Raw genomic sequence first — 20,839 nt, 5'->3', positions numbered from 1 at the left:
GGTTATCATTTTTACTGAATGAATATTGTGTGAATTTTCACCCGCTATTGAGAGTTCAGGGGGAGACATGAGAGGTATAATGTTGATAGTAATCGGTATGTTGCTAGCTTTTAGTGCTTCAGCTGGTCGCATAACAATAAGTGGTCCCGAGCAATCAACAACGACGAGTGGTCGGACTCTCTGTGTTTATAGCAATAGCATTTACACGTTTACCTATATCACGAAGTCGAAACACTGTCCTTACACCAAGACTTTCGATACTAACGATAGTAATTGAATTTTTTAGATTTTATTGTGTTACAAACTGGGTACAGGCTGCGATATATTATAACCATTGCCTTGAGAACTCTGGTGTAAAGCTGAAAGAGCAGCCATTGGTAGTGGTTTTTTGTGTTTATGATAAATAAAAATCAACGAGTTAAGTGATTCGCATCAAGCTTAATTATGGCAAGCCTGAAATGATGATTCTCGACTCGATCATTGTAGAAGGTTATTCTCTACAGATTAGACATAACAAAAAGGAATAGTTGATATGGCTTCATCTGCATCTTCACTTCGCTATGCTCTCATCGCTCTTGCTGGATTTCTGGCGACACCCGCAGCCCTGGCGCATGCGCATCTGACACAACAAAGTCCTGCGGCTAATGCTCAGATCACGGCATCACCCCAGGCATTGACGCTCAATTTTTCTGAAGGTGTCGAACCTGCATTCAGCGGAGCAACGCTGACAGGCCCGCAAAAAGAACAGATAAAAACGGGTAAGGCAACGCGTAATGAGCAGGATAAAACGCAACTGATTATTCCGCTCGTTCAGTCACTGGAAACAGGAAAATACACGGTCGATTGGCACGTTGTGTCAGTGGATGGGCACAAGACGAAAGGACAATATAGCTTTAGCGTGAAATAACCGATGCTGGCGTTTACCTGGGTTGCACTGCGTTTTATCCATTTTACCACGCTGATGCTGGTGTTTGGCTGTGCGCTCTATGGCGCATGGCTGGCTCCTGTTTCGCTCCGTCGTTTGATGATGCGTCGTTTCTTACATCTGCAACGCCACGCCGCGGCGTGGAGCTTTGTCAGTGCGACGCTGATGCTGGCGGTTCAGGGAGGATTAATGGGCGCGGGTTGGCAGGATGTCCTCTCCATCACCGTTTGGGGAGCCGTCCTACAGACACAATTCGGGGGCGTCTGGCTGTGGCAAATTATCCTTGCGCTGGTCACACTGGCGGTGACCATTATCGTACCGCGCAGTATGCCGCGACGACTGCTAATGCTGACGATTGCTCAGTTTATTCTGCTGGCGGGCGTTGGGCATGCAACACTACACGATGGTGTAACGGGTACACTTCATCAGGTTAACCATGCGCTGCATCTGATATGCGCAGCTGCCTGGTTTGGCGGCTTGCTGCCGGTGCTCTACTGTATGAAAATGGCACAAGGACGCTGGCGCGATCAAGCCATCAAGACCATGATGCGCTTCTCCCGCTATGGGCATCTTTTTGTGGTTGGCGTATTGCTTACCGGCATCATGAATGCACTGTTTATTGTCGGTTTTTCTGTTCCCTGGCATGCGGCTTATGGGAAACTGCTGTTGTTAAAATGTGCCCTGGTCATGCTAATGGTGGCGATTGCGCTGGTGAATCGGTATGTTCTTGTTCCACGTATGCAGCAGGATAATCGCTGCATGACCCTCTATTTTATTTGGATGACGAAGCTGGAATGGGGTATAGGCGCTGCTGTGCTGGCAATTGTCAGCCTGTTTGCAACCCTCGAACCGTTCTGATGGACTGGCAAAACGTATGAAAAAAATCATTATCTCTTTATTGCTACTGGCAAGTTCAGGAGCGGCACTGGCTGCGCCGCAGGTTATTACCGTCAGTCGTTTTGAGGTTGGCAAAGATAAATGGGCGTTTAATCGTGAAGAGGTGATGCTGACCTGCCGTCCGGGCAACGCGCTGTATGTCATCAACCCCAGCACGCTGGTGCAATACCCACTGAATGATGTTGCCAGACAGCAGGTTGAGAGTGGTAAAACCACGGCAAAACCGATCGACATTATCCAGATTGACAATCCGGCTAAACCTGGCGAAAAAATGAGCCTTACTCCGTTTATCGAGCGTGCAGAAAAGCTCTGTTAATTGTCAGATGTAGCGCTCTGATTTCCAATAAAAAACCGCAAGGCTCTCACAGGAGAACTTGCGGTTTTTACATTGTAGCGAGTGACAATCACCCTTTTTTTCAGGCCACTTTAGTCGCGGACTGGAAAACCTGGCGCTGTCATCTATTCTTAAATGGCAGGGTAACTTAGCCTGCATTAATGCCAACTTTTAGCGCACGGCTCTCTCCCAAGAGCCATTTCCCTGGACCGAATACAGGAATCGTATTCGGTCTCTTTTTATGTGCTTATTCTCATTGATTTTTTTCGATGCTTTCACGAAACCTCGCGAAAACTACTCGAAATTTCCATATCCTGTCTAAACCATAACATATTCTACACCACGTGCGTCCAGGTATTTTTGGGCCATTGTTAAATTTTTATACCCCAAACAACCTCAGAGCAAAATCCTCTATGTGTTCCCTTTTCTGACGCGAAGACTTGAAACCATGCTTTCATGCAGACGGCACCTGTAGCATGAAACAACAGTCCGCTGTACAGCATTTATACGTTAAGTTTTCTCGTGGGATTGTCGATATTACTCTTTATTGGCTCTTCAAAAGGAATGAAAATGAAATATTTCTATGCTTATCATGGTCCCAAAAATACAAAAGATTTTGACTACAGTAATGGGTACGGGGTTGGGCAGGAATGGAAAACCCGTCAAGTGAACCCGGGTGACCGCCTTTTTGTTATTCAAAAACTCTCTGGAAAGCGAGATTTCCAGTTGTGTGGTGTGTTCGAAATTATTGACACTTTAGTAGACCCAAACAGTGCTTATCCCTATCGAGTTCAGCTGAAAGACTTATCCAATCTTGATACTTTCCTACCAATGGATGAAGTGCTTGTTGGTGAACAACTTCCCCCCAGCAATCGAAAAGAGGCGTGGACTAATTTTAAACGACATTTCTGTCATCAGGGAGTTTCATTCGAAGCTCCGTTGTGCGAAGAAATTGTGTCGGTTCTCAGTTTACTGATTGCTGTACCTGAGGATCAAATTGGAAAATATGCTCGCAGGGAAGACGGTTTACGCATGGTTAAGATTCGCCGGGAGCAGGCAAAGTTTCGCAAAGCGGTGATGTTAAATTGGGGCAGTAAATGCGCAATTACTGGCAGTTCTTTGGCAGTTGAAGCTTGCCATATAATTAGCCATGCCAATAAAGGATTACCGAGTGTAGAAAATGGAATTGCACTTGCTGCTGATCTCCATAAGTTATTTGATAGTGACCATCTGAGTTTTCGGGATAACCGAGTTATTCTTTCAGAATCAGCTCGTCTTGAACCACGATACAAAGATTTTCATGATACTGAACTGAGGGAGCCACTGAAACCAGTTGATCTATCAATGAAGTAACGGATGGGCCAGGCAGAGTAGTAGCGCTATTAAAAGTGAAGAAGCCCTATTGCATAGGCGACATGTGGGCAGCATTCACAGCATAGTTATTCTGTCTGCATGACATCGACGGCAGAGGGTTTGTCGTGATGTCAAATCGTACCCTGCGCAAATCATCGCGTGTCGCATGCGGCATTCTCCTCATTTCATGGCGCTGTTGCTAAAGTTATAGGCAGGGAATATCTGAGTGCAGAAGGTCATATGGGTCAGTCTGATAACGTCTACCAAAGGATAGAAGGAACAAACTGGCGTCACATCTGGGTCGTGGGGGATCTTCACGGCTGTTTTTCTATGCTGATGGATAAATTGCGCCAGTGTCGGTTTGATCCGTGGCGGGATCTGCTGGTTTCTGTCGGCGATGTTACCGATCGTGGGCCTGATAGTCTGCGTTGTCTACAGTTGCTGCGCCGGAACTGGATCGTGGCGGTCAGGGGGAATCACGAGCAAATGGCGCTGGATGCACTGGTGACGGGGGATCTGCAGTTGTGGTTTATGAATGGGGGCTCGTGGTTTTCGCACGCAGCACAACCCGCGGCAAGGTTTGCTCTTGAAGCCTGTCAGCAATTACCGTGGATTCTGGAACTGCATTGTCAGAATGGCGTACATGTGATTGCCCACGCTGATTACCCGGATGATGATTATCTGTGGCGAAAAGAGGTCGATTTACAACGGGTGTTGTGGGATCGTGCGCGATTAATGAATAAAGGCAGTGGAATTCATGGCGCAGATCACTTTTGGTTTGGCCATACGCCTCTGCGCCATCGGCTTGATCGCGATAATCTGCACTATATTGATACCGGCGCGGTATTTGGCGGCGAGCTAACGTTGGTACAGTTACAATAATTAGAAATCACTATATTCCTGAGCAGGGTGCCAGAAGCTGTCGATATAGTTTTCGGCAGGTAAGCATCCGCCGTTGCGAATACGCTGATCGTCCATCGAAATTAGGCACTGCTGTTCCGTATTGTAGACATCAACCACGATATCTTCACAACCGCCATCCAGGTAGCAAACAAAAAGAATCAGCGTGAACATTCCATCCTCAAATTGTGTTGCCGTATCAATAGTGTAGAAGAAATTGCAGTTAATGGGGCGAGGAGAAATACGTTAACGCGTCACTGTGTGTTCACTCGTGAAGGGCAGGGATGTTTCAGCGGGCAGTTCAAAAGATTGCAACCAGTGGGTAAATTTTCTTACCGCCTCATCTTGTCTGTCGTTCCATAGCAGAGAGTAGGTTCCGGTATCGATGGTCAAATCGCCAAATGGCGCAACCAGCCTTCCTGTTTTCAGGTGTTTTTCACAGAATAAATAGGGCATTACAACCAAGCCCAAACCATCTTCAGCCGCCTGCATTGCCGCAAACGTATGATCCAGCGTGATAATCTGGTTACTTTCATGATGATCATTTGGGAAATGGCTATGCCAGCGTTTCCAGAGATCGTTACGCGCACGAATTTGAATTTTTATATGATCGCCCAGTTGATCTGGCGAGACCAGCGGTCGGCTGTGCAGATACTGCTGGCTGCAAACCAGCAGGCTTGATTCCCGAAGAAATGGCACAGGTTTAAGTCCGGAAAAATGCGCCGGATCCCGGCGAATAGCGATATCAAAGGGAGAGGCAAAGCTAACGGGACCGATGCTGGTGGTGACATCGACGGTGAGCTCAGGGTGGACTTCATTCAGCTCAGCCAGTCTTGGCATTAGCCAGTGCATGGCGAATGTGGGCAGGCACTGGACGGTTAATCTTCCCGAAAAAACGTTAGCGCTGACCTCTTTTTCTGCCTGCGCAAGTTCATCGAGTAACCGTGTTGCGACGCGGGAAAAGGTCTCACCGGCACTCGTCAGCCTGACAGATTTGTGTGCACGATAAAACAGTTGTACACCCAGTTGTTCTTCCAGTGTGCGGATGTGTCGGCTGACTGCTCCTGTGGTGATAAACAGTTCATCAGCAGCCGCACTGAAGCTGCTTCTGCGTGCAGCAGCTTCGAATGCCGGCAAATGGGGGAGCGAGAGCAATCGTGTCATTGGTTGAGTTTAACTCAACCAATGGACGCAATAAAGATCGTTTGTCAGCGTCTTCCCCTTGCTCATAACATGGCCTTCAACGTTCTGATTCACTATTGATATCCACTTTTTCTGCAGGCAATTTTAGTGAAAGCATTCAATTTGTTTTGCCTTGGCCGGGCGGGGACATGCCTGGGGACAATGGCTTTTGCTGGTGCACTTCCGGTAATACGCGATGAGTGGCATATCGACGCCGCCGCTGCGGGAACAATACAGACGGTATTTAGTATTTCAAACGCCTGTGCCTTATTTGCTGCCTCCTGGCTGTGTGACTATCTGGGGGCTCGCAAGGTGTATCTCATTTTCTCGTGGTTCGGTGTGTTCGCTTTATTGCTTTTCGCCTGTTTTGCCCGCTCTTACTCTTCCGCTCTGGTCATGATGGCCTTCGTCGGATTGACCCAGGGTGGGGCCTATACGCCAGCGATGATGTTGGCGATGGGTATGAACAGTGTGCCCAAACGAGGACTTGCCGTTGGGATGATCCTGGCCGCAGGTTCGTTTGGCTACCTGCTGTCGGTATTTATCTCCGCCTGGGGAGCATTGCGCTGGGGAGCGTCCTTTGCGTTCTATTTATGTGCCGCTGGCGCATTGGTTGGTGCGGTATCCGGTTCAGTGGCGTTATCCGGCTATCAGGAAGACATGCACAGGACGCAGAAGCAGGGGGGATCGGCAAAGCGCCATGTTCTGTCGGTTGGCGCAATACTGCTGATGGCGGGTTATATTGCGCATTGCTGGGAGTTACTGGGGAGCTGGGCATGGACCCCTAGCCTGGTGACGGGTGCGTTGCAAGCCTGGCAGATGGAGCCGATAACCACCGGATTGATCGTCGCCTGTGCCGTACATTTATCGGGGATGTTCTCGACGCTGATTGTAGGAGCAATCTCCGATTATTTTAATCGCGCAACGGTGTTGATCTTCATGGGCGCTGCCGGCGCGTTGAGTTCACTCCTGATGGGATTATCGGTTTCCTGGGGGGCGGGGTGGACGTTGCTGTTTGCGTTTATGGGGAGTTTCTTCATTCTTGGCGATTCGGGCGTTTTATCTGCCGCGATTGCCGATAATGTGCCTCAGGCAAAGCTGGGGAGTGTGATGGGATTGCGGTCGCTACTTGGATTTGGTGTGGGGTCTCTTGCGCCTTTATCATTTGGTGTGGTGATGGATTCAACGCAAAGCTGGGAACTCGCTTATAGTGTGTTGGCTGCGGGGGGAACCATCGCTTTCTTCTGTGCCTGCGTGCTTAGAGTTAATTGTTTTAACGCCAATAAATAACCCGTCTGGCGACGGGTTCTTTTTGAATCAGGCAAAGCGCATGACCCAGGCATCTGACTTACGATCGTAGTGCTCGCGGAATAGAACGGAATGTTCTCCATTGAGAAGGGCCGGGACGCTGGTGTCGGCATCCCAGGCGTCCAGTTGCATACATAAATCCGGATCGGATTTACACGGAATGGTTAACGTTCGGTCCCCCGGCGATTCGCCATGTAACTCGGCGTCGTCGATTTCAAAAGCGCCAATGCGCACACTGGTTTTCATCATCGTGCTCTCCGTTGATTTGCTGGTTGTGGTACGACCAGTTAAGCCGCCCATTTTTCAGCGTAGTCAACGTTAGCAAAAGCGCCAGTAAAAACGTGCGTTATCCCGTAAAGAGTTTACCATCCCGGACAAGATCGCGTGGATAACTGTTCTTCAACCGTGATCCGATCCGTTTTGCCAGTCCAATCGGCTGACGCTGGAACGTAACCAGTACATCGTCGGTTGTTGGAGAGGTTTGTGGGTAGACATCTCTGCCGCGATACCACTCTTCCGCTTCTTCAAGCGTCAGTTCAAACGCATTGCGGTGTTCTGGGTTAGCAAGGGCGATAACCGCCTCATGCTGCCAGCGGTAACCCTTATTGTGGGTTTCAGCGAGTTTAATCCCGAGGCGGGAAAAACGAACTTTACCAATCAGTGGTTCAATGTCTGTCGGGAATAACCAAATTTCTTTATCACGCTGCCAAAGGCGCAGATTGTCTTGCCACTGCAATCCACAGGCGGTAGCGGCCTGGGTGATTTGTGCGGCTTCCCGGCTTTTCAGCGGGCTGAAGGGGAAATTTCCCACCTTATATTTCGGCGCTGGCAGCGCAGGTATAGGGGCAGTTTTTCGCAAACGCGCGACAAAGAAGCCTTCACAGTCATAAATTTGCGGGAAGACATGCAGGAATCCCTCTGGTGTCAGGGCGCGTCTGGCCTCCGGGAATAAATCACCCAGAGGAAGAAATTCGACGGCGCCCGGGTAAGTCTCTATTAGCCACTGCATGATGGATTCATTTTCATCACGGTTAAGTGTGCAGGTGGAATAAACCAGTGTGCCGCCAGGGCGAAGGGCGTGGAAGGCGCTATCAAGCAGCTCGCGCTGGGTAACAGCAATGTCCAGATTGCTTTCGATGGACCAATTTTTTAGTGCATCGGGATCTTTACGCACGACGCCTTCGCCTGAGCACGGTGCGTCCAGGAGAATGGCATCAAACGTTTCTGGCAACGCGGCGCCAAACACGCGGCCATCAAAATGAGTGAGTGCGACGTTCGCAATCCCGCAACGACTGATATTGGCATGCAGAACTTTGACGCGGCTGGCAGAAAATTCATTCGCCAGAATTGCACCCTGATTATTCATTTTGGCGGCAATTTGCGTGGTTTTGGAGCCTGGCGCGGCGGCAACATCCATCACCCGCTCCGGGATATTGCCATCGGCAAATAACGCAGCAACAGGCAACATCGAACTGGCTTCCTGAATATAAAACAGGCCGCTTAAATGTTCAGCCGTACTGCCGAGCGGTACAGATTCTTCACCGTTGCGCTCAATCCAAAAGCCTTCAGCACACCAGGGAACCGGAGTGAGTGACCAGCCATAAGGCGCGGTTAAGTCGAGAAAATCAGCAACGGAGATTTTCAGCGTATTGACGCGGATGCTGCGGCGTAATGGGCGCTGGCAGGCTGCGAGAAAATCGTCAAAAGAGAGCGTGGAAGGCATTGCTTCACGCATTTGCGTCAGAAAGGCGTCAGGAAAATAAGCCACTTGGTACCACCGGCAAAAAAACAAGTGCGCAGTGTAGCATATACCCTCAATAATTCGAGTTACAGGACAACAACGTTCCTACGTGAAGTATGACAAGGCTAACCGCTCCGGCGCGAGTACGCCGGAGCGGGGGAAAGATTAGCGTGGCAGGGCGGTTCCCCATTGACGCCATTCTTTCGGTTCACTCTCCAGCAGCAGGAAGTGTTTACCCGCCTGCGCTTTCGGCGCCAGTGGCGTACCTGGTGGGGTGGCAAACGCGATACCACCGCGGATGAACTGATTGAAGGTACCCGTCTTCACGACGCCGCCGGTGAGGCCAAAATCGAGGTTGTAGCCAGATGCCAGCCAGAACACAGAGTTATTGCGCACCAGGTGCTGGTAGCGCTGACTGATGCGCATGGCCACCATCACGCGATCGGACAGTGAACCCAGCGTCAGACCCGTGACGGTCCCCACCTCAATACCTCTGAACAGAACCGGAGTACCGATATTCAGCGAACCAGCTTCTGGCGCTTCTACCACGATACTCAAACCATCAAGGTAACGTGAATCAGTAATCGTCGCTTCCTGCAGTTCAAAATCACGGCGCGGATTACCGCGTCCTGGTTCGACGTTAATATAGGGCTGTAGGATGGTATCCAGATGCTCTACACCTGCCGCTGAAATTTGCGGGGTAATCACCGAGAAACGTGTACCGCTACGCGCAAACGTCTGGACATACTCCGGATACAACACCGCTTTTGCCTGAACTTCGTTACGGCTGGTGAGCAGTTCAAGGGTCTGGATCTGACCTATATCGATCCCCAGGTAGCGAATTGGCATCCCTGCGGCGAGTTTCCCGGCGTCAAACGCGTGCAGAGTAATCTGTCCTCCTACCGCACGTGCAGCGGTCTCTGACGCGTACAAAATACGCTTGTCGCCTTTACGCTGGCTGGCGCTGGCACCGCTCAGATTATCGAAGCTAATCGCCCCTTTTAGCGCGCGTGACAAGGGAGATGCCTGTACGGTCAGGCCGCTGCCGTTAAGCTGAACTTTTGCGCCACCTTCAGCCCAGAACACGCTGTTGCTGGTTAACAGATTGCGGTATTCCGGTTTGATATGCAGATCGATATCAAATGCATCGGCACGAGGGCGTACGCTAATGACTTCACCGACGTCGAATTTGCGGTATAGCACCACCGACCCGGTCTGCACATCGGGTAGCGTCTCGGCGCTCAGGCTGACGGTGGTGGTGGGCAGATCGCTCAGGCTGTTCTCAATGGCTTTTTCGAGGTTTGCATACAGCGGATAGCTTTTTTTCATTTCACCTTTGGTACCGGGTAAAATGCGAATACCGCCGCTTATCCATTCGCTGGCGCTGGCACCAAGGAACTCAACGCCATCAAGGCCCACTTTGACATCCACTCGACTATTAACCACGAATTTGCTGTCACCTTGCACCAGTGCACGATGCTGTGGCTCGATAGCAACGATAAATGAAACGCCATTGCTTGATAGCTTCCGTTCGATAACCTGACCGACCTGTACGCCATGAAGGATCAGCGGCTGGCCGGCATCGATGCCGTAGCTTTCCGGGGCGGTCAGCGTAAGCGTCATAACGCCGGGATCATGAAGCAGGGACTGTTCACCGGGGATCACCACAAACTGGCTACGTGGCTCACCTTCGCCGGGCACCAGTTCAAACGTTTTTCCTGTTAGCAGCGAGCTCAGGTTCATATCGTTTAATGATAATTTGGGGTTTTGTAACTCAATGCGCGTGCCATCGCGCAGTAGCGTTACAACGCTGGGGTCGACGGTCATTTCACCGGTGACTTTACCGCCTGGATTCAAATCCAGTCTGGTCAGTTGACCGACTTCCAGGCCCTGATACATCAGCGGGGTTGATCCAGCCTTCAGTCCATCGCCGTTGGGTAGCGCCAGCTTGACAATCACGCCACGTTGACTGTGGGCGAGATCCTGATATAGCCCAAACGTATCGTCGGCGGCAGCAGGTTGCGAATCTTCTGGGGAGTCAAAGGCTATGGCGCCATTGACCAGCGCGGCCAGGCTTTCCAGTTTTACCTTTGCGCCGCTCAGGCTGACATCGGCATTCACCCCGGACACATTCCAGAAACGACTGCCTTTTTTCACCAGATTGGTAAAGCGACGCTCAATCAGGACATCGATGGTTACACCCTGATGATTGGGGTTGATGGTGTAGTCATAGACCCGGCCTACCGGGATCTTGCGGAAATAAACCAACGAACCGCTGTTAAGGGAACCGAGGTCGGGTGCCTGCAGATGCAACATTAAATCGCCATTATTCAGCCGATATTTTGGCTGTGTGTCGAGCGCGACGAAATGATCTTCCGGTTCGCCGGTACCCGGCATCATCCCGATATAGTTCCCGCCAACCAGCGCATCGAGGCCAGAAACGCCCGCCAGTGATGCCTTCGGCGTGACCAGCCAGAATTGCGTGTCTTTGCGCAAAGCATCCTTCATGGTGGACTTGATGCTGACGCGAACTTCAATTTTACGCAGATCTTTACTCAGGCTGATATCCTGCACGGTGCCAACTTCGACCCCCTGATAGCGCACGGGAGTTCGGCCTGGCACAATGCCGTCCGCGGACATAAAGTCGATGGTCACGGTATTGCCACGATCTTCATAGCTGCCCCAGATGAGCCATCCAGCAATCATTAGCGCGATGAACGGCAGCAGCCAGAACGGAGAGATACGGCGTTTTGTTTTAATTTGCGCTTCAATCTGCGAAGCGGGCGTTTCCTGACTCATGTGCATCCCAAAGTAAGCGGCTGTCCAGCCATTCCACTGCAAGAATAGTCAATATTACCGCTGCACCGAAATAAAACGCAGCCGGTCCCATAGTAAAAGCAAGTATCTGATCGCGATTTATCAGTGACATTGTTAAGGCGATAACAAACAGGTCCAGCATCGACCAGCGACCAATCCAGGTCACCATACGGAGTAGCAGGATGCGGGTGCGTAATCCTTGTTCACATTTAAACTGGATGCTGAACAACAACGTAAACATCACAATCACTTTAGTGAATGGCACCAGGATACTGGCGATAAAAACAATGGCCGCTACGCCAACGTTGCTGTTCGCCAGGGACATGATACCGGTCAGAATAGTGTCTTCCTGACGGGCACCGTTAACGTAAATTACCGAGATGGGCAGCAGATTAGCAGGCAGCAACAGGACAATCGAGGCCAGCAGAGCTGCCCAGCACTTTTGGATGCTCTGATTTCTGCGCCAGCGTAATGGAATATGGCAACGGGGACAGCGGCCTCGGGCATCAGGATAACCTGTAAAGTGACAGCCGAGGCATACACGAAGCTGTCCGTCGGGGCGGCGTGCGGGCCTTTGTGGATAAAAACGTTCCCACAACTGCTCAACATTGAGGTGCGACAGCGTCAAAATGCTCAGGATCACCAGTGCGATAAAGGCATAGAGTCCCACTCCGGGCAGCAGAAAAGCGTAGTCCTGCACTTTGATCGAGGCGACGCCGATACCAACAAGATAGATATCAAGCATGACCCACTCTTTAAGCCTTTCCAGCATCAATAATACCGGGCGCAGGTTCATGCCGAGAATATTACCAAACCACAGATAAGCGATTGATGACACGAGTATCACGGGAGCGCCAATGACGCAAAACATCACAAAGGATGCTGTCAGCGGATCGCCTTGCCGGGTCATCTGCCAGATGCCCTGTACTACATTCGCGTCAATGCGTATGCCTAATAAATAGATGTGCAGCAGCGGCTCTCCCCACGCAAAGGGCATCAGTAACAGCATGGTGAAAGCCATTGCCGCCAGTCGCGTTAACGACCAGTCACGGCCGTCACGAATTTTGGCCTGACAGCGTGGGCAGAATGCACTTTGGTGCGAACGCATTTTCGGCAAGCTAAACAGCAGGTCACATTCAGGGCATCGTTGGTAATGCGCACGGGGTAGCGCTTCACCAATGGACCTGATCGCTATTTTTTTAGTCGGCGTGATGCGTGGATGAGTAAGGGCCATGTATCGCGAATCAAAGTGTTGAAGTAATGTTATCTTAACCCATGATGGGAATGATCTTGAGCATTTACGCATTTAATGTTTATTTTAGTAGGCTGCAGTTTTAAGTAAGACAACTAAGTGATTACATAATGAACAAAATAGAGCTATACACGGATCTGAACCGTGATTTTCAGGCATTAATGGCAGGTGAAACCAGTTTTCTGGCAACGTTGGCGAATACCAGCGCGTTATTGTACGAACGTCTTGCAGAAGTGAACTGGGCAGGTTTTTACCTGCTTGAGAACACTACGCTGGTGCTCGGTCCCTTCCAGGGGAAAATCGCCTGCGTTCGCATCCCGGTAGGGCGCGGCGTGTGTGGTACTGCGGTGGCGCAGAACCAGGTTCAGCGTATAGAGGACGTGCATGCCTTTGATGGCCATATCGCTTGCGATGCTGCCAGCAATGCGGAAATCGTTCTGCCGATTACGGTTGAGAATCAAATTATCGGCGTGTTGGACATTGATAGCACGGCGTTTGGTCGCTTTACTGAAGAAGATGAACAGGGGCTGCGGACGCTTGTGGCACAGCTTGAAACCGTGCTTGCAACGACGGATTACAAAAAATTCTTTGCGACCGTCGCAGGATAATCAACGGATAACGTAGCAATTACTGATGACGTCATTATAATGACGCCTGTTCATGCCTGCGCTTGTTGGCTACGTCCGTTGTAATCAGGAAATTTCATGGAAAATCAACCTAAGTTGAATAGCAGTAAAGAAGTCATCGCGTTTCTGGCCGAACGCTTCCCGCAGTGTTTTAGTGCGGAAGGCGAAGCGCGCCCGCTGAAAATTGGCATTTTTCAGGATTTGGTAGAGCGTGTTGAGGGCGAAATGAACCTCAGTAAAACACAGCTCCGTTCGGCCTTACGTCTCTATACTTCAAGCTGGCGTTATCTGTACGGCGTTAAGCTGGGCGCAACGCGTGTCGACCTCGACGGCAACCCATGTGGTGAGCTGGATGAGCAACACGTTGAACATGCGCGTAAACAGCTTGAAGAAGCTAAAGCCCGCGTTCAGGCGCAACGTGCAGAGCAACAGGCGAAAAAACGCGAAGCGGCGGCCGCTGCTGGTGAAAAAGAAGACGCACCGCGTCGTGAGCGCAAGCCGCGTCCTGCACCGCGTCGTAAAGAAAGTGCTGAGCGTAAACCTCGCGCTGAAAAACCAGTGGCAAAAGCACCGCGTGCTCCTCGTGAAGAACAGCATACCCCAGTATCTGATATTTCAGTGCTGACGGTAGGGCAGTCTCTGAAGGTGAAAGCAGGTAATAATGCGATGGATGCCACCGTATTAGAAATCACCAAAGATGGCGTCCGTGTACAGCTGAATTCGGGTATGTCTTTGATTGTACGCGCAGAACACCTGGTGTTCTGAAACGGAGGCCAGGCCTGGCATGAACACTTTTTTTAGGCTTACTGCGTTAGCTGGTCTGCTTGCATTTGCAGGCCAGGCACTCGCTGTGGAAGACATCACGCGTGCCGATCAAATCCCCGTTTTAAAGGAAGAAACCCAGCATGCGACGGTGAGTGAACGTGTGACATCACGCTTTACGCGTTCACATTATCGCCAGTTCGATCTGGATCAGGCGTTTTCGGCGAAAATTTTTGACCGCTATCTGAATCTGCTCGACTACAGCCATAACGTGCTGTTGGCGAGCGATATCGAGCAGTTTGCCAAAAAGAAAACCGTCCTCGGTGATGAACTGCGTTCGGGCAAGCTCGATGTCTTTTACGATCTCTATAATCTGGCGCAAAAGCGCCGGTTTGAACGCTACCAGTACGCATTAAGCGTACTGGCTCGTCCAATGGATTTCACCGGTAACGACAACTTTAACCTCGATCGGAGTAAAGCTCCGTGGCCGAAAAGCGAAGCAGAGCTGAATGCGCTGTGGGACGGCAAGGTTAAATTTGACGAACTCAGCCTGAAGTTGACGGGTAAAACCGACGCTGAAATCCGTGAAACACTGACACGTCGTTACAAATTCGCCATCCGCCGGTTGGCACAGACAAACAGTGAAGATGTGTTCTCACTGGCGATGACCGCGTTTGCACGCGAAATCGATCCACATACTAACTACCTGTCTCCACGTAATACTGAGCAGTTCAATACTGAAATGAGCTTGTCTCTGGAAGGTATTGGCGCGGTTCTGCAAATGGATGATGACTACACCGTCATTAATTCCATGGTTGCAGGTGGCCCTGCGGCGAAGAGCAAAGCGATAAGCGTTGGCGATCGTATTGTTGGCGTCGGTCAGACCGGTAAAGGCATGGTGGATGTGATTGGCTGGCGTCTGGATGATGTTGTCGCGCTGATCAAAGGACCAAAAGGCAGCAAAGTTCGCCTTGAGATCCTGCCTGCGGGTAAGGGCACCAAGACACGTACCGTTACGCTGACGCGTGAGCGTATTCGTCTGGAAGACCGTGCCGTTAAAATGTCGGTAAAAACCGTTGGCAAAGAAAAAGTCGGTGTTCTGGATATTCCTGGTTTTTATGTTGGCCTGACAGATGATGTTAAAGTTCAACTGCAGAAACTGGAAAAACAGAATGTCAGCAGCGTGATTATCGATCTGCGCACCAACGGTGGTGGCGCACTGACCGAAGCGGTCTCGCTTTCTGGTCTGTTTATCCCTTCTGGTCCGGTGGTTCAGGTTCGTGACAACAACGGCAAGGTGCGCGAAGACAGCGATACCGATGGCGTTGTTTACTACAAAGGTCCGCTGGTGGTGCTGGTTGACCGCTTCAGTGCCTCTGCATCAGAGATTTTTGCCGCAGCGATGCAGGATTACGGCCGTGCACTGATTGTCGGTGAACCGACGTTTGGTAAGGGTACCGTACAGCAGTATCGTTCTCTGAATCGTATTTACGATCAGATGCTGCGTCCGGAATGGCCGGCACTGGGTTCTGTTCAGTACACCATTCAGAAGTTCTACCGCGTTAATGGTGGCAGTACGCAGCGTAAGGGCGTAACGCCGGATATCATCATGCCAACAGGTAATGAAGAAACCGAAACCGGTGAGAAGTTCGAAGATAACGCGCTGCCGTGGGACAGCATTGATGCTGCAACCTACACCAAGTCCGATAACCTGACGCCGTTTGGGCCGGAATTGCTGAAAGAGCACAATGCACGTATTGCGAACGATCCTGAGTTCCAGTACATCATGAAAGACATTGCGCGTTTCAACGCAATGAAGGATAAGCGCAACATCGCCTCTTTGAATTACGCCCAGCGTGAGAAAGAGAATAACGAAGATGACGCAATGCGTCTGGCGCGTATCAACGATCGGTTTAAGCGAGAAGGTAAGCCGTTGCTGAAGAAACTGGACGATCTGCCGAAGGATTACCAGGAGCCAGATCCGTATCTGGATGAAACGGTGAAAATCGCGCTCGACCTGGCGCATCTTGAAAAAGAAAAGCCAGCGGAACAGCCCGCGACCAGTCAATAACGTCAAACAGGCACAAGAAATTGTGCCTGTTTTTTTAACAAGCGCATGAAGTCGTCAGTCTGATACGATAAAATGTAAAGTTGTGTCTTTCTGGTGACTTAGCACCTATGCATGCTTGAAAATAGCCGTAAGACCCATACGATATGGGTAATCGCATAGTGCGTTTTGTTAAATTGAGGTTAAAAGAAAATTATGATGCGAATCGCGCTCTTCCTGCTGACGAACCTGGCTGTGATGGTCGTTTTCGGGCTGGTATTGAGCCTGACAGGGATTCAGTCAAGCAGCGTTCAAGGCTTGTTAATCATGGCACTGCTGTTTGGTTTTGGTGGTTCCTTCATTTCGCTGCTGATGTCCAAATGGATGGCGTTAAAGTCCGTTGGTGGAGAAGTTATTGAGCAGCCGCGTAATGAGAGAGAACGCTGGCTGATGAATACGGTAGCGACTCAGGCTCGTCAGGCCGGAATTGCAATGCCGCAGGTCGCTATCTATCACGCGCCTGATATTAACGCGTTTGCTACCGGCGCACGCCGGGATGCTTCGCTGGTAGCGGTTAGTACTGGCCTGCTGCAAAACATGAGCCCGGATGAAGCTGAAGCTGTTATTGCGCATGAAATTAGCCACATTGCCAATGGCGATATGGTTACCATGGCGCTGATTCAGGGGGTAGTGAACACCTTTGTTATCTTCATTTCGCGTATTCTTGCGCAAATTGCCGCTGGTTTTATGGGTGGGAACCGCGATGAAGGTGAGGAAAGTAACGGTAACCCATTAATCTATTTTGCCGTGGCGACGGTGCTGGAACTGGTGTTCGGTATTCTGGCGAGCATTATTACCATGTGGTTCTCACGCCATCGTGAATTCCATGCGGATGCCGGTTCTGCAAAACTGGTTGGTCGTGAGAAGATGATTGCCGCATTGCAGCGTCTGAAAACCAGTTATGAGCCGCAGGAAGCGACCAGCATGATGGCGTTCTGCATCAACGGTAAATCCAAATCGTTGAGTGAGCTGTTTATGACTCACCCACCTTTGGATAAACGCATTGAAGCGCTGCGTAGTGGTGAATACCTGAAGTAATTCGTGGTAAACGAAAAAGAGAAAGCGCGTCGAAAGACGCGCTTTTTTTATGCCTTAATCCGGGGCTGGGTTATGCGTAATCCGCTAACAATAGCCGCAACAGTTGCCAGGATGCCCGCAGTAATCAGCGAGACGTGCGTACCGCTGTCGCCAAATTGGTTTAGCATCAATGCAACCAGTGCTGCCCCGGTACTTTGTCCAAGCAAGCGTGCCGTTCCCAGCATCCCGCTCGCACCGCCACTGCGTTCACGCGGCGCGGAGGTGATGATGGTGTGGTTATTCGGTGACTGGAACAGGCCAAAACCCGCACCGCATAAAATCATCGGCCAGATGATATTAAAATCAGAAGGCGTTGCAGGCAGTAGTACCAGCGAGAATAACCCGCTTGCCATGACGGCCATACCCAGCGCACCTAAAAGACCCGCATGAACGCGTTCAATCAGATAACCCGCCAGCGGTGCCATGACCATGGTCGCGAGTGGCCATGGGGTGAGTAGTAGTCCTGTTTCGACTTCGCTACGACCCAGTACGGTTTGCAAAAAGAAGGGCAGGGAAACCATCGCCAACATTTGCGCGCTGAATGAACAGATTGACGTGCAAATCGAGAGCGAAAACAGCGGAATGCGCAGCAGGTCAACCGGTAATAACGGTACCGGTAGTGCGAGCTGGCGACGGATAAAGAAAAAACCTACCACGATGAGACCTACGAGCTCAGCACCAATTAACTTAAGCGATTGCCCTTGTGCAAAACCACTTAGTGCGGTGATTAGCAAACCGAACGTTAGCGCATTCATTACCGCGCTGGGCAGATCAAAACGTGGCTTATTGTTACGCGGTGTATTAGGTGGCAGGAAGCGCATGGCCAGCAGCAACGCGATAATCCCCAGTGGAACGTTAATCAGAAACAACCATTTCCACGAGGCAATCGAAAGGATCGCTGCCGCAATAGTCGGGCCTGCTGCTGAGGAAACCGCCACGATAAAGGAGTTGATCCCCATGCCTCGCCCAAGCTGGCGCTGCGGATAAATCAGGCGAATGAGTGCTGTATTCACGCTCATCAATGCCGCGCCGCCGAAACCCTGAGCCACGCGCGCCAGTGTGAGCATGTGCAGCGAATCGGAGAGGGCACAGAAGAGTGATGCGAGCAGAAATACCACCAGTCCGCACTTGTATATGCGTCGGTAGCCAAACATATCACCCAAAAATGAGAGAGACAGGAGTGATACGACAATCGCGATTTGGTAGGCGTTAACGACCCAGATTGAGCTGGCTGCGGAGGCCTGAAGATCGGTGGCAATCGTCGGCAGGGCAACGTTAGCAATTGCGCCGTCCAGTACTGCCATAGAGATGCCAATAACAATGGTTAAAATTGCACCATATCGCTGGGGCAATGGCAGGCCATCGGCCTGAATTTTTTCCATAGGAAGTCAATTTTGTCGGAAATTATGATGAGAATAATAATTTTAGCATTGATATTCAGGCGTTAGGTCGCAGATTTGTAACTAAGTGAGCAAAGACAGATTGCGGCGGTTGGTACGTGAAATTATAATAAAAACCGGTTCTGATTTTTATAAAACACTCGCAATGAGGTGGTAAATGGCTATCGCAGATCTGGATAAACAACCCGATTCTGTATCTTCTGTGCTGAAGGTTTTTGGCATCCTGCAGGCGCTGGGTGAAGAGCGCGAAATTGGTATTACCGAATTGTCACAACGCGTCATGATGTCGAAAAGCACCGTTTATCGCTTTTTGCAGACCATGAAAACGCTGGGTTATGTGGCACAAGAAGGCGAGTCTGAGAAATATTCCCTGACCCTGAAACTATTTGAGCTGGGCGCGCGTGCATTACAGAACGTTGATCTGATCCGTAGCGCTGACATCCAGATGCGTGAACTTTCGCGTCTGACCAAAGAAACAGTACATCTTGGTGCGCTGGATGAAGACAGCATTGTCTACATCCATAAAATTGACTCGATGTACAATTTGCGCATGTATTCCCGCGTAGGTCGTCGTAATCCGCTGTACAGTACGGCTATTGGTAAAGTACTGCTGGCATGGCGTGACCGCGATGAAGTGAAACAAATTCTGGATGGTATTGAGTACAAACGCAGTACAGATCGTACAATCACGAACACCGATGAATTACTGGTATTGCTGGACAAAGTCCGTGAGCAGGGCTATGGCGAAGACAACGAAGAGCAGGAAGAAGGACTGCGCTGCATCGGTGTACCGGTATTTGATCGTTTCGGCGTGGTTATTGCGGGTCTGAGTATCTCATTCCCGACGCTGCGTTTTTCTGAAGAACGTTTGCACGAATATGTCGAAATGCTGCACACCGCAGCGCGTAAGATTTCAGAGCAAATGGGTTACAACGATTACCCGTTCTGATTTTAACGCGTTGCGAAACGCAAAAAACCCGATACAGCGTATCGGGTTTTTTTACGACCTGCCGTCGTAGCCGGAGCAAATAACGTACTGACTTTTTGCTGCTATATTAACCGTTATCGATAACTACGGTGCTTTTCCTCAACAGGGGACAATCTGACAGGCCAATGATGCCGCTGTTGGTATGGACGTATTGCGCGGTACTGGTTCCGCGGGCGGTCAGATATTGACATTGCAGGCCCAGACCTGCTGCAGTCTCCTTACTTCCTATCAAAACGCCGTAGCCACTCAGTAATAAACCGATCCAAACCAGAGCGAGCAACACAATAGCGCGGATAATCAGACGCATTACAACCTCTTATCTTTTCTCGTTATTATTAGATTAGCCTGTACACGGGATGAAACAAGTGAATCATTCCTAAAAACATTTAATGCCGTTACAGTTAACTTAGGGTTTAGGTAACTCATGATAATTTATCAACATAAGCTGTAGGTTTGGAGAGTGGAGTTGGAGTGAAAAAAATTCGATGGGTGGTCCTGATAGTTGTCGTGCTGGTATGCATGCTGATGTGGGCGCAGGTGTTCAACATCATGTGCGATCAGGACGTACAATTTTTCAGCGGAATTTGCGCCATCAATAAATTTATTCCCTGGTAAGCGCATTTCAGTAACAGTTGATTACCTTCTTGTGCGGCAATGGTAAACTACGCTGTCTACATTGAGGTGGTGAAATGAACGAAGTTTTGAATTCTGGCGCGTTGAGTTTTGCGTCTTTAGCGGTATCGGTGGTGGTTCTGGTAATCGGGCTTGTATTGTGGTTTTTCATCAATCGGGCAAGTTCGCGTACTAACGAGCAGATTGAACTGCTTGAGGCGTTGTTGGATCAGCAAAAACGACAGAACGCATTGCTCCGTCGTCTTTGTGAAGCTAACGAACCGGAAAAAGCAGAAGAGCCTGCTGCGGTGCAAACTCAGGATGAAGATGATGACATCATTCGCCTGGTAGCCGAACGGTAGTAAACAGAAAGACAGGGTGAGAGTCTGTAGATGCTATTCTCAGATGCTTCATCCTGTCGTCAACGATATCAGATTATTTTCTTCTGCAACAATCCAGCAATTACTGCGCTGGCACACGTGGAACCTGCGCTTTTCCAGATGCTCTGACCAATTAATATCTTATCTCTGGTTCGACATAAATATAATTATCCATAGA

22 protein-coding genes are annotated in these 20,839 nt (G+C 50.2%); 14 read left to right on the top strand and 8 right to left on the bottom strand.

The genetic code is table 11. The annotated features are described in order from the left end of the window. The first annotated feature begins 67 nt into the window (after positions 1–67). The 6 genes from NNN64_RS20400 (at position 68) to pphA (ending at position 4,391) form a co-directional block, all read left to right on the top strand. Positions 68–277 carry a hypothetical protein gene (locus NNN64_RS20400; protein WP_271442567.1) on the top strand — a complete coding sequence of 70 codons (210 nt, stop codon included), beginning with the start codon at positions 68–70 and terminating at the stop codon, positions 275–277. Positions 278–532: 255 nt separating this feature from the next. Further along, positions 533–907: a CopC domain-containing protein YobA gene (gene yobA, locus NNN64_RS20395; RefSeq protein ID WP_271442566.1), complete on the top strand. Its 375-nt coding sequence runs from the start codon at positions 533–535 to the stop codon at positions 905–907. A 3-nt stretch (positions 908–910) separates the two neighbouring features. Then, complete coding sequence (gene copD / locus NNN64_RS20390; protein WP_271442565.1) at positions 911–1,783, top strand: copper homeostasis membrane protein CopD; 873 nt, start codon at positions 911–913, stop codon at positions 1,781–1,783. 16 nt (positions 1,784–1,799) lie between these two features. Further along, positions 1,800–2,138, top strand: a complete 339-nt coding sequence (locus tag NNN64_RS20385; protein WP_271442564.1) for a YebY family protein — start codon at positions 1,800–1,802, stop codon at positions 2,136–2,138. A gap of 588 nt (positions 2,139–2,726) precedes the next feature. Beyond that, positions 2,727–3,509, top strand: coding sequence for an HNH endonuclease (locus NNN64_RS20380; RefSeq protein ID WP_271442563.1), 783 nt, complete (start codon positions 2,727–2,729; stop codon positions 3,507–3,509). 240 nt (positions 3,510–3,749) lie between these two features. After that, complete coding sequence (gene pphA / locus NNN64_RS20375) at positions 3,750–4,391, top strand: protein-serine/threonine phosphatase (protein WP_271442562.1); 642 nt, start codon at positions 3,750–3,752, stop codon at positions 4,389–4,391. Here pphA and NNN64_RS20370 read toward each other — a convergent pair whose 3' ends face one another. Next, complete coding sequence (locus tag NNN64_RS20370; protein ID WP_271442561.1) at positions 4,392–4,583, bottom strand: YebW family protein; 192 nt, start codon at positions 4,581–4,583, stop codon at positions 4,392–4,394. A gap of 72 nt (positions 4,584–4,655) precedes the next feature. Then, positions 4,656–5,573, bottom strand: coding sequence for a LysR substrate-binding domain-containing protein (locus tag NNN64_RS20365; protein WP_271442560.1), 918 nt, complete (start codon positions 5,571–5,573; stop codon positions 4,656–4,658). 126 nt (positions 5,574–5,699) lie between these two features. On the opposite strand from NNN64_RS20365, the gene NNN64_RS20360 reads away from it, so the two are divergent. After that, on the top strand, positions 5,700–6,881 hold the full coding sequence (locus NNN64_RS20360; protein ID WP_271442559.1) for an MFS transporter: 1,182 nt from the start codon (positions 5,700–5,702) through the stop codon (positions 6,879–6,881). A 27-nt stretch (positions 6,882–6,908) separates the two neighbouring features. On the opposite strand, the gene NNN64_RS20355 is transcribed toward NNN64_RS20360, so the two are convergent. The 4 genes from NNN64_RS20355 to yebS all read right to left on the bottom strand — a co-directional run bounded on the left by NNN64_RS20355 (position 6,909) and on the right by yebS (position 12,691). Then, positions 6,909–7,145: a YebV family protein gene (locus tag NNN64_RS20355; protein ID WP_101742234.1), complete on the bottom strand. Its 237-nt coding sequence runs from the start codon at positions 7,143–7,145 to the stop codon at positions 6,909–6,911. 100 nt (positions 7,146–7,245) lie between these two features. After that, positions 7,246–8,667 carry a 16S rRNA (cytosine(1407)-C(5))-methyltransferase RsmF gene (rsmF, locus tag NNN64_RS20350; protein ID WP_271442558.1) on the bottom strand — a complete coding sequence of 474 codons (1,422 nt, stop codon included), beginning with the start codon at positions 8,665–8,667 and terminating at the stop codon, positions 7,246–7,248. 138 nt (positions 8,668–8,805) lie between these two features. Beyond that, on the bottom strand, positions 8,806–11,439 hold the full coding sequence (locus tag NNN64_RS20345) for a PqiB family protein (RefSeq protein WP_271442557.1): 2,634 nt from the start codon (positions 11,437–11,439) through the stop codon (positions 8,806–8,808). Then, positions 11,408–12,691 carry a membrane integrity lipid transport subunit YebS gene (gene yebS / locus NNN64_RS20340; RefSeq protein WP_121584744.1) on the bottom strand — a complete coding sequence of 428 codons (1,284 nt, stop codon included), beginning with the start codon at positions 12,689–12,691 and terminating at the stop codon, positions 11,408–11,410. Before yebS ends, NNN64_RS20345 begins: the two co-directional genes overlap by 32 nt. A 128-nt stretch (positions 12,692–12,819) precedes the next feature. On the opposite strand from yebS, the gene NNN64_RS20335 reads away from it, so the two are divergent. The 4 genes from NNN64_RS20335 (at position 12,820) to htpX (ending at position 17,242) form a co-directional block, all read left to right on the top strand. Beyond that, entirely contained in the window at positions 12,820–13,317 is a 498-nt protein-coding gene (locus tag NNN64_RS20335) for a GAF domain-containing protein (RefSeq protein WP_048211393.1), read from the top strand. 96 nt (positions 13,318–13,413) lie between these two features. Beyond that, the gene (proQ, locus tag NNN64_RS20330; RefSeq protein WP_137381595.1) at positions 13,414–14,100 is read left to right on the top strand and encodes an RNA chaperone ProQ; all 687 of its coding nucleotides are present in this window, start codon (positions 13,414–13,416) and stop codon (positions 14,098–14,100) included. Between the two features lie 19 nt (positions 14,101–14,119). Further along, positions 14,120–16,168 carry a carboxy terminal-processing peptidase gene (prc, locus tag NNN64_RS20325; RefSeq protein WP_271442556.1) on the top strand — a complete coding sequence of 683 codons (2,049 nt, stop codon included), beginning with the start codon at positions 14,120–14,122 and terminating at the stop codon, positions 16,166–16,168. 192 nt (positions 16,169–16,360) lie between these two features. Beyond that, the gene (gene htpX, locus NNN64_RS20320) at positions 16,361–17,242 is read left to right on the top strand and encodes a protease HtpX (protein ID WP_271442555.1); all 882 of its coding nucleotides are present in this window, start codon (positions 16,361–16,363) and stop codon (positions 17,240–17,242) included. 47 nt (positions 17,243–17,289) lie between these two features. Here htpX and NNN64_RS20315 read toward each other — a convergent pair whose 3' ends face one another. Next, the gene (locus tag NNN64_RS20315; RefSeq protein ID WP_271442554.1) at positions 17,290–18,663 is read right to left on the bottom strand and encodes an MFS transporter; all 1,374 of its coding nucleotides are present in this window, start codon (positions 18,661–18,663) and stop codon (positions 17,290–17,292) included. Between the two features lie 175 nt (positions 18,664–18,838). On the opposite strand from NNN64_RS20315, the gene kdgR reads away from it, so the two are divergent. Further along, positions 18,839–19,630, top strand: coding sequence for a DNA-binding transcriptional regulator KdgR (gene kdgR, locus NNN64_RS20310; RefSeq protein ID WP_005120190.1), 792 nt, complete (start codon positions 18,839–18,841; stop codon positions 19,628–19,630). Positions 19,631–19,736: 106 nt separating this feature from the next. Here the strand turns inward: kdgR and NNN64_RS20305 are convergent, their stop codons facing one another. Then, positions 19,737–19,976, bottom strand: a complete 240-nt coding sequence (locus NNN64_RS20305; RefSeq protein ID WP_061068061.1) for a YobH family protein — start codon at positions 19,974–19,976, stop codon at positions 19,737–19,739. 164 nt (positions 19,977–20,140) lie between these two features. Here NNN64_RS20305 and mgrB point away from each other — a divergent pair, with 164 nt between their 5' ends. Next, positions 20,141–20,284, top strand: a complete 144-nt coding sequence (mgrB, locus tag NNN64_RS20300) for a PhoP/PhoQ regulator MgrB (protein WP_202038431.1) — start codon at positions 20,141–20,143, stop codon at positions 20,282–20,284. Between the two features lie 74 nt (positions 20,285–20,358). Beyond that, positions 20,359–20,643 carry a YebO family protein gene (locus tag NNN64_RS20295; RefSeq protein WP_271442553.1) on the top strand — a complete coding sequence of 95 codons (285 nt, stop codon included), beginning with the start codon at positions 20,359–20,361 and terminating at the stop codon, positions 20,641–20,643. Positions 20,644–20,839: the final 196 nt, after the last annotated feature.

The sequence above is a fragment of the Citrobacter sp. Igbk 14 genome (genome assembly GCF_028069825.1).
Classification (GTDB): domain Bacteria; phylum Pseudomonadota; class Gammaproteobacteria; order Enterobacterales; family Enterobacteriaceae; genus Citrobacter.
Note: the sequence above shows the minus strand (reverse complement) of the source record. Positions and strands in the feature narration are given on the sequence as shown.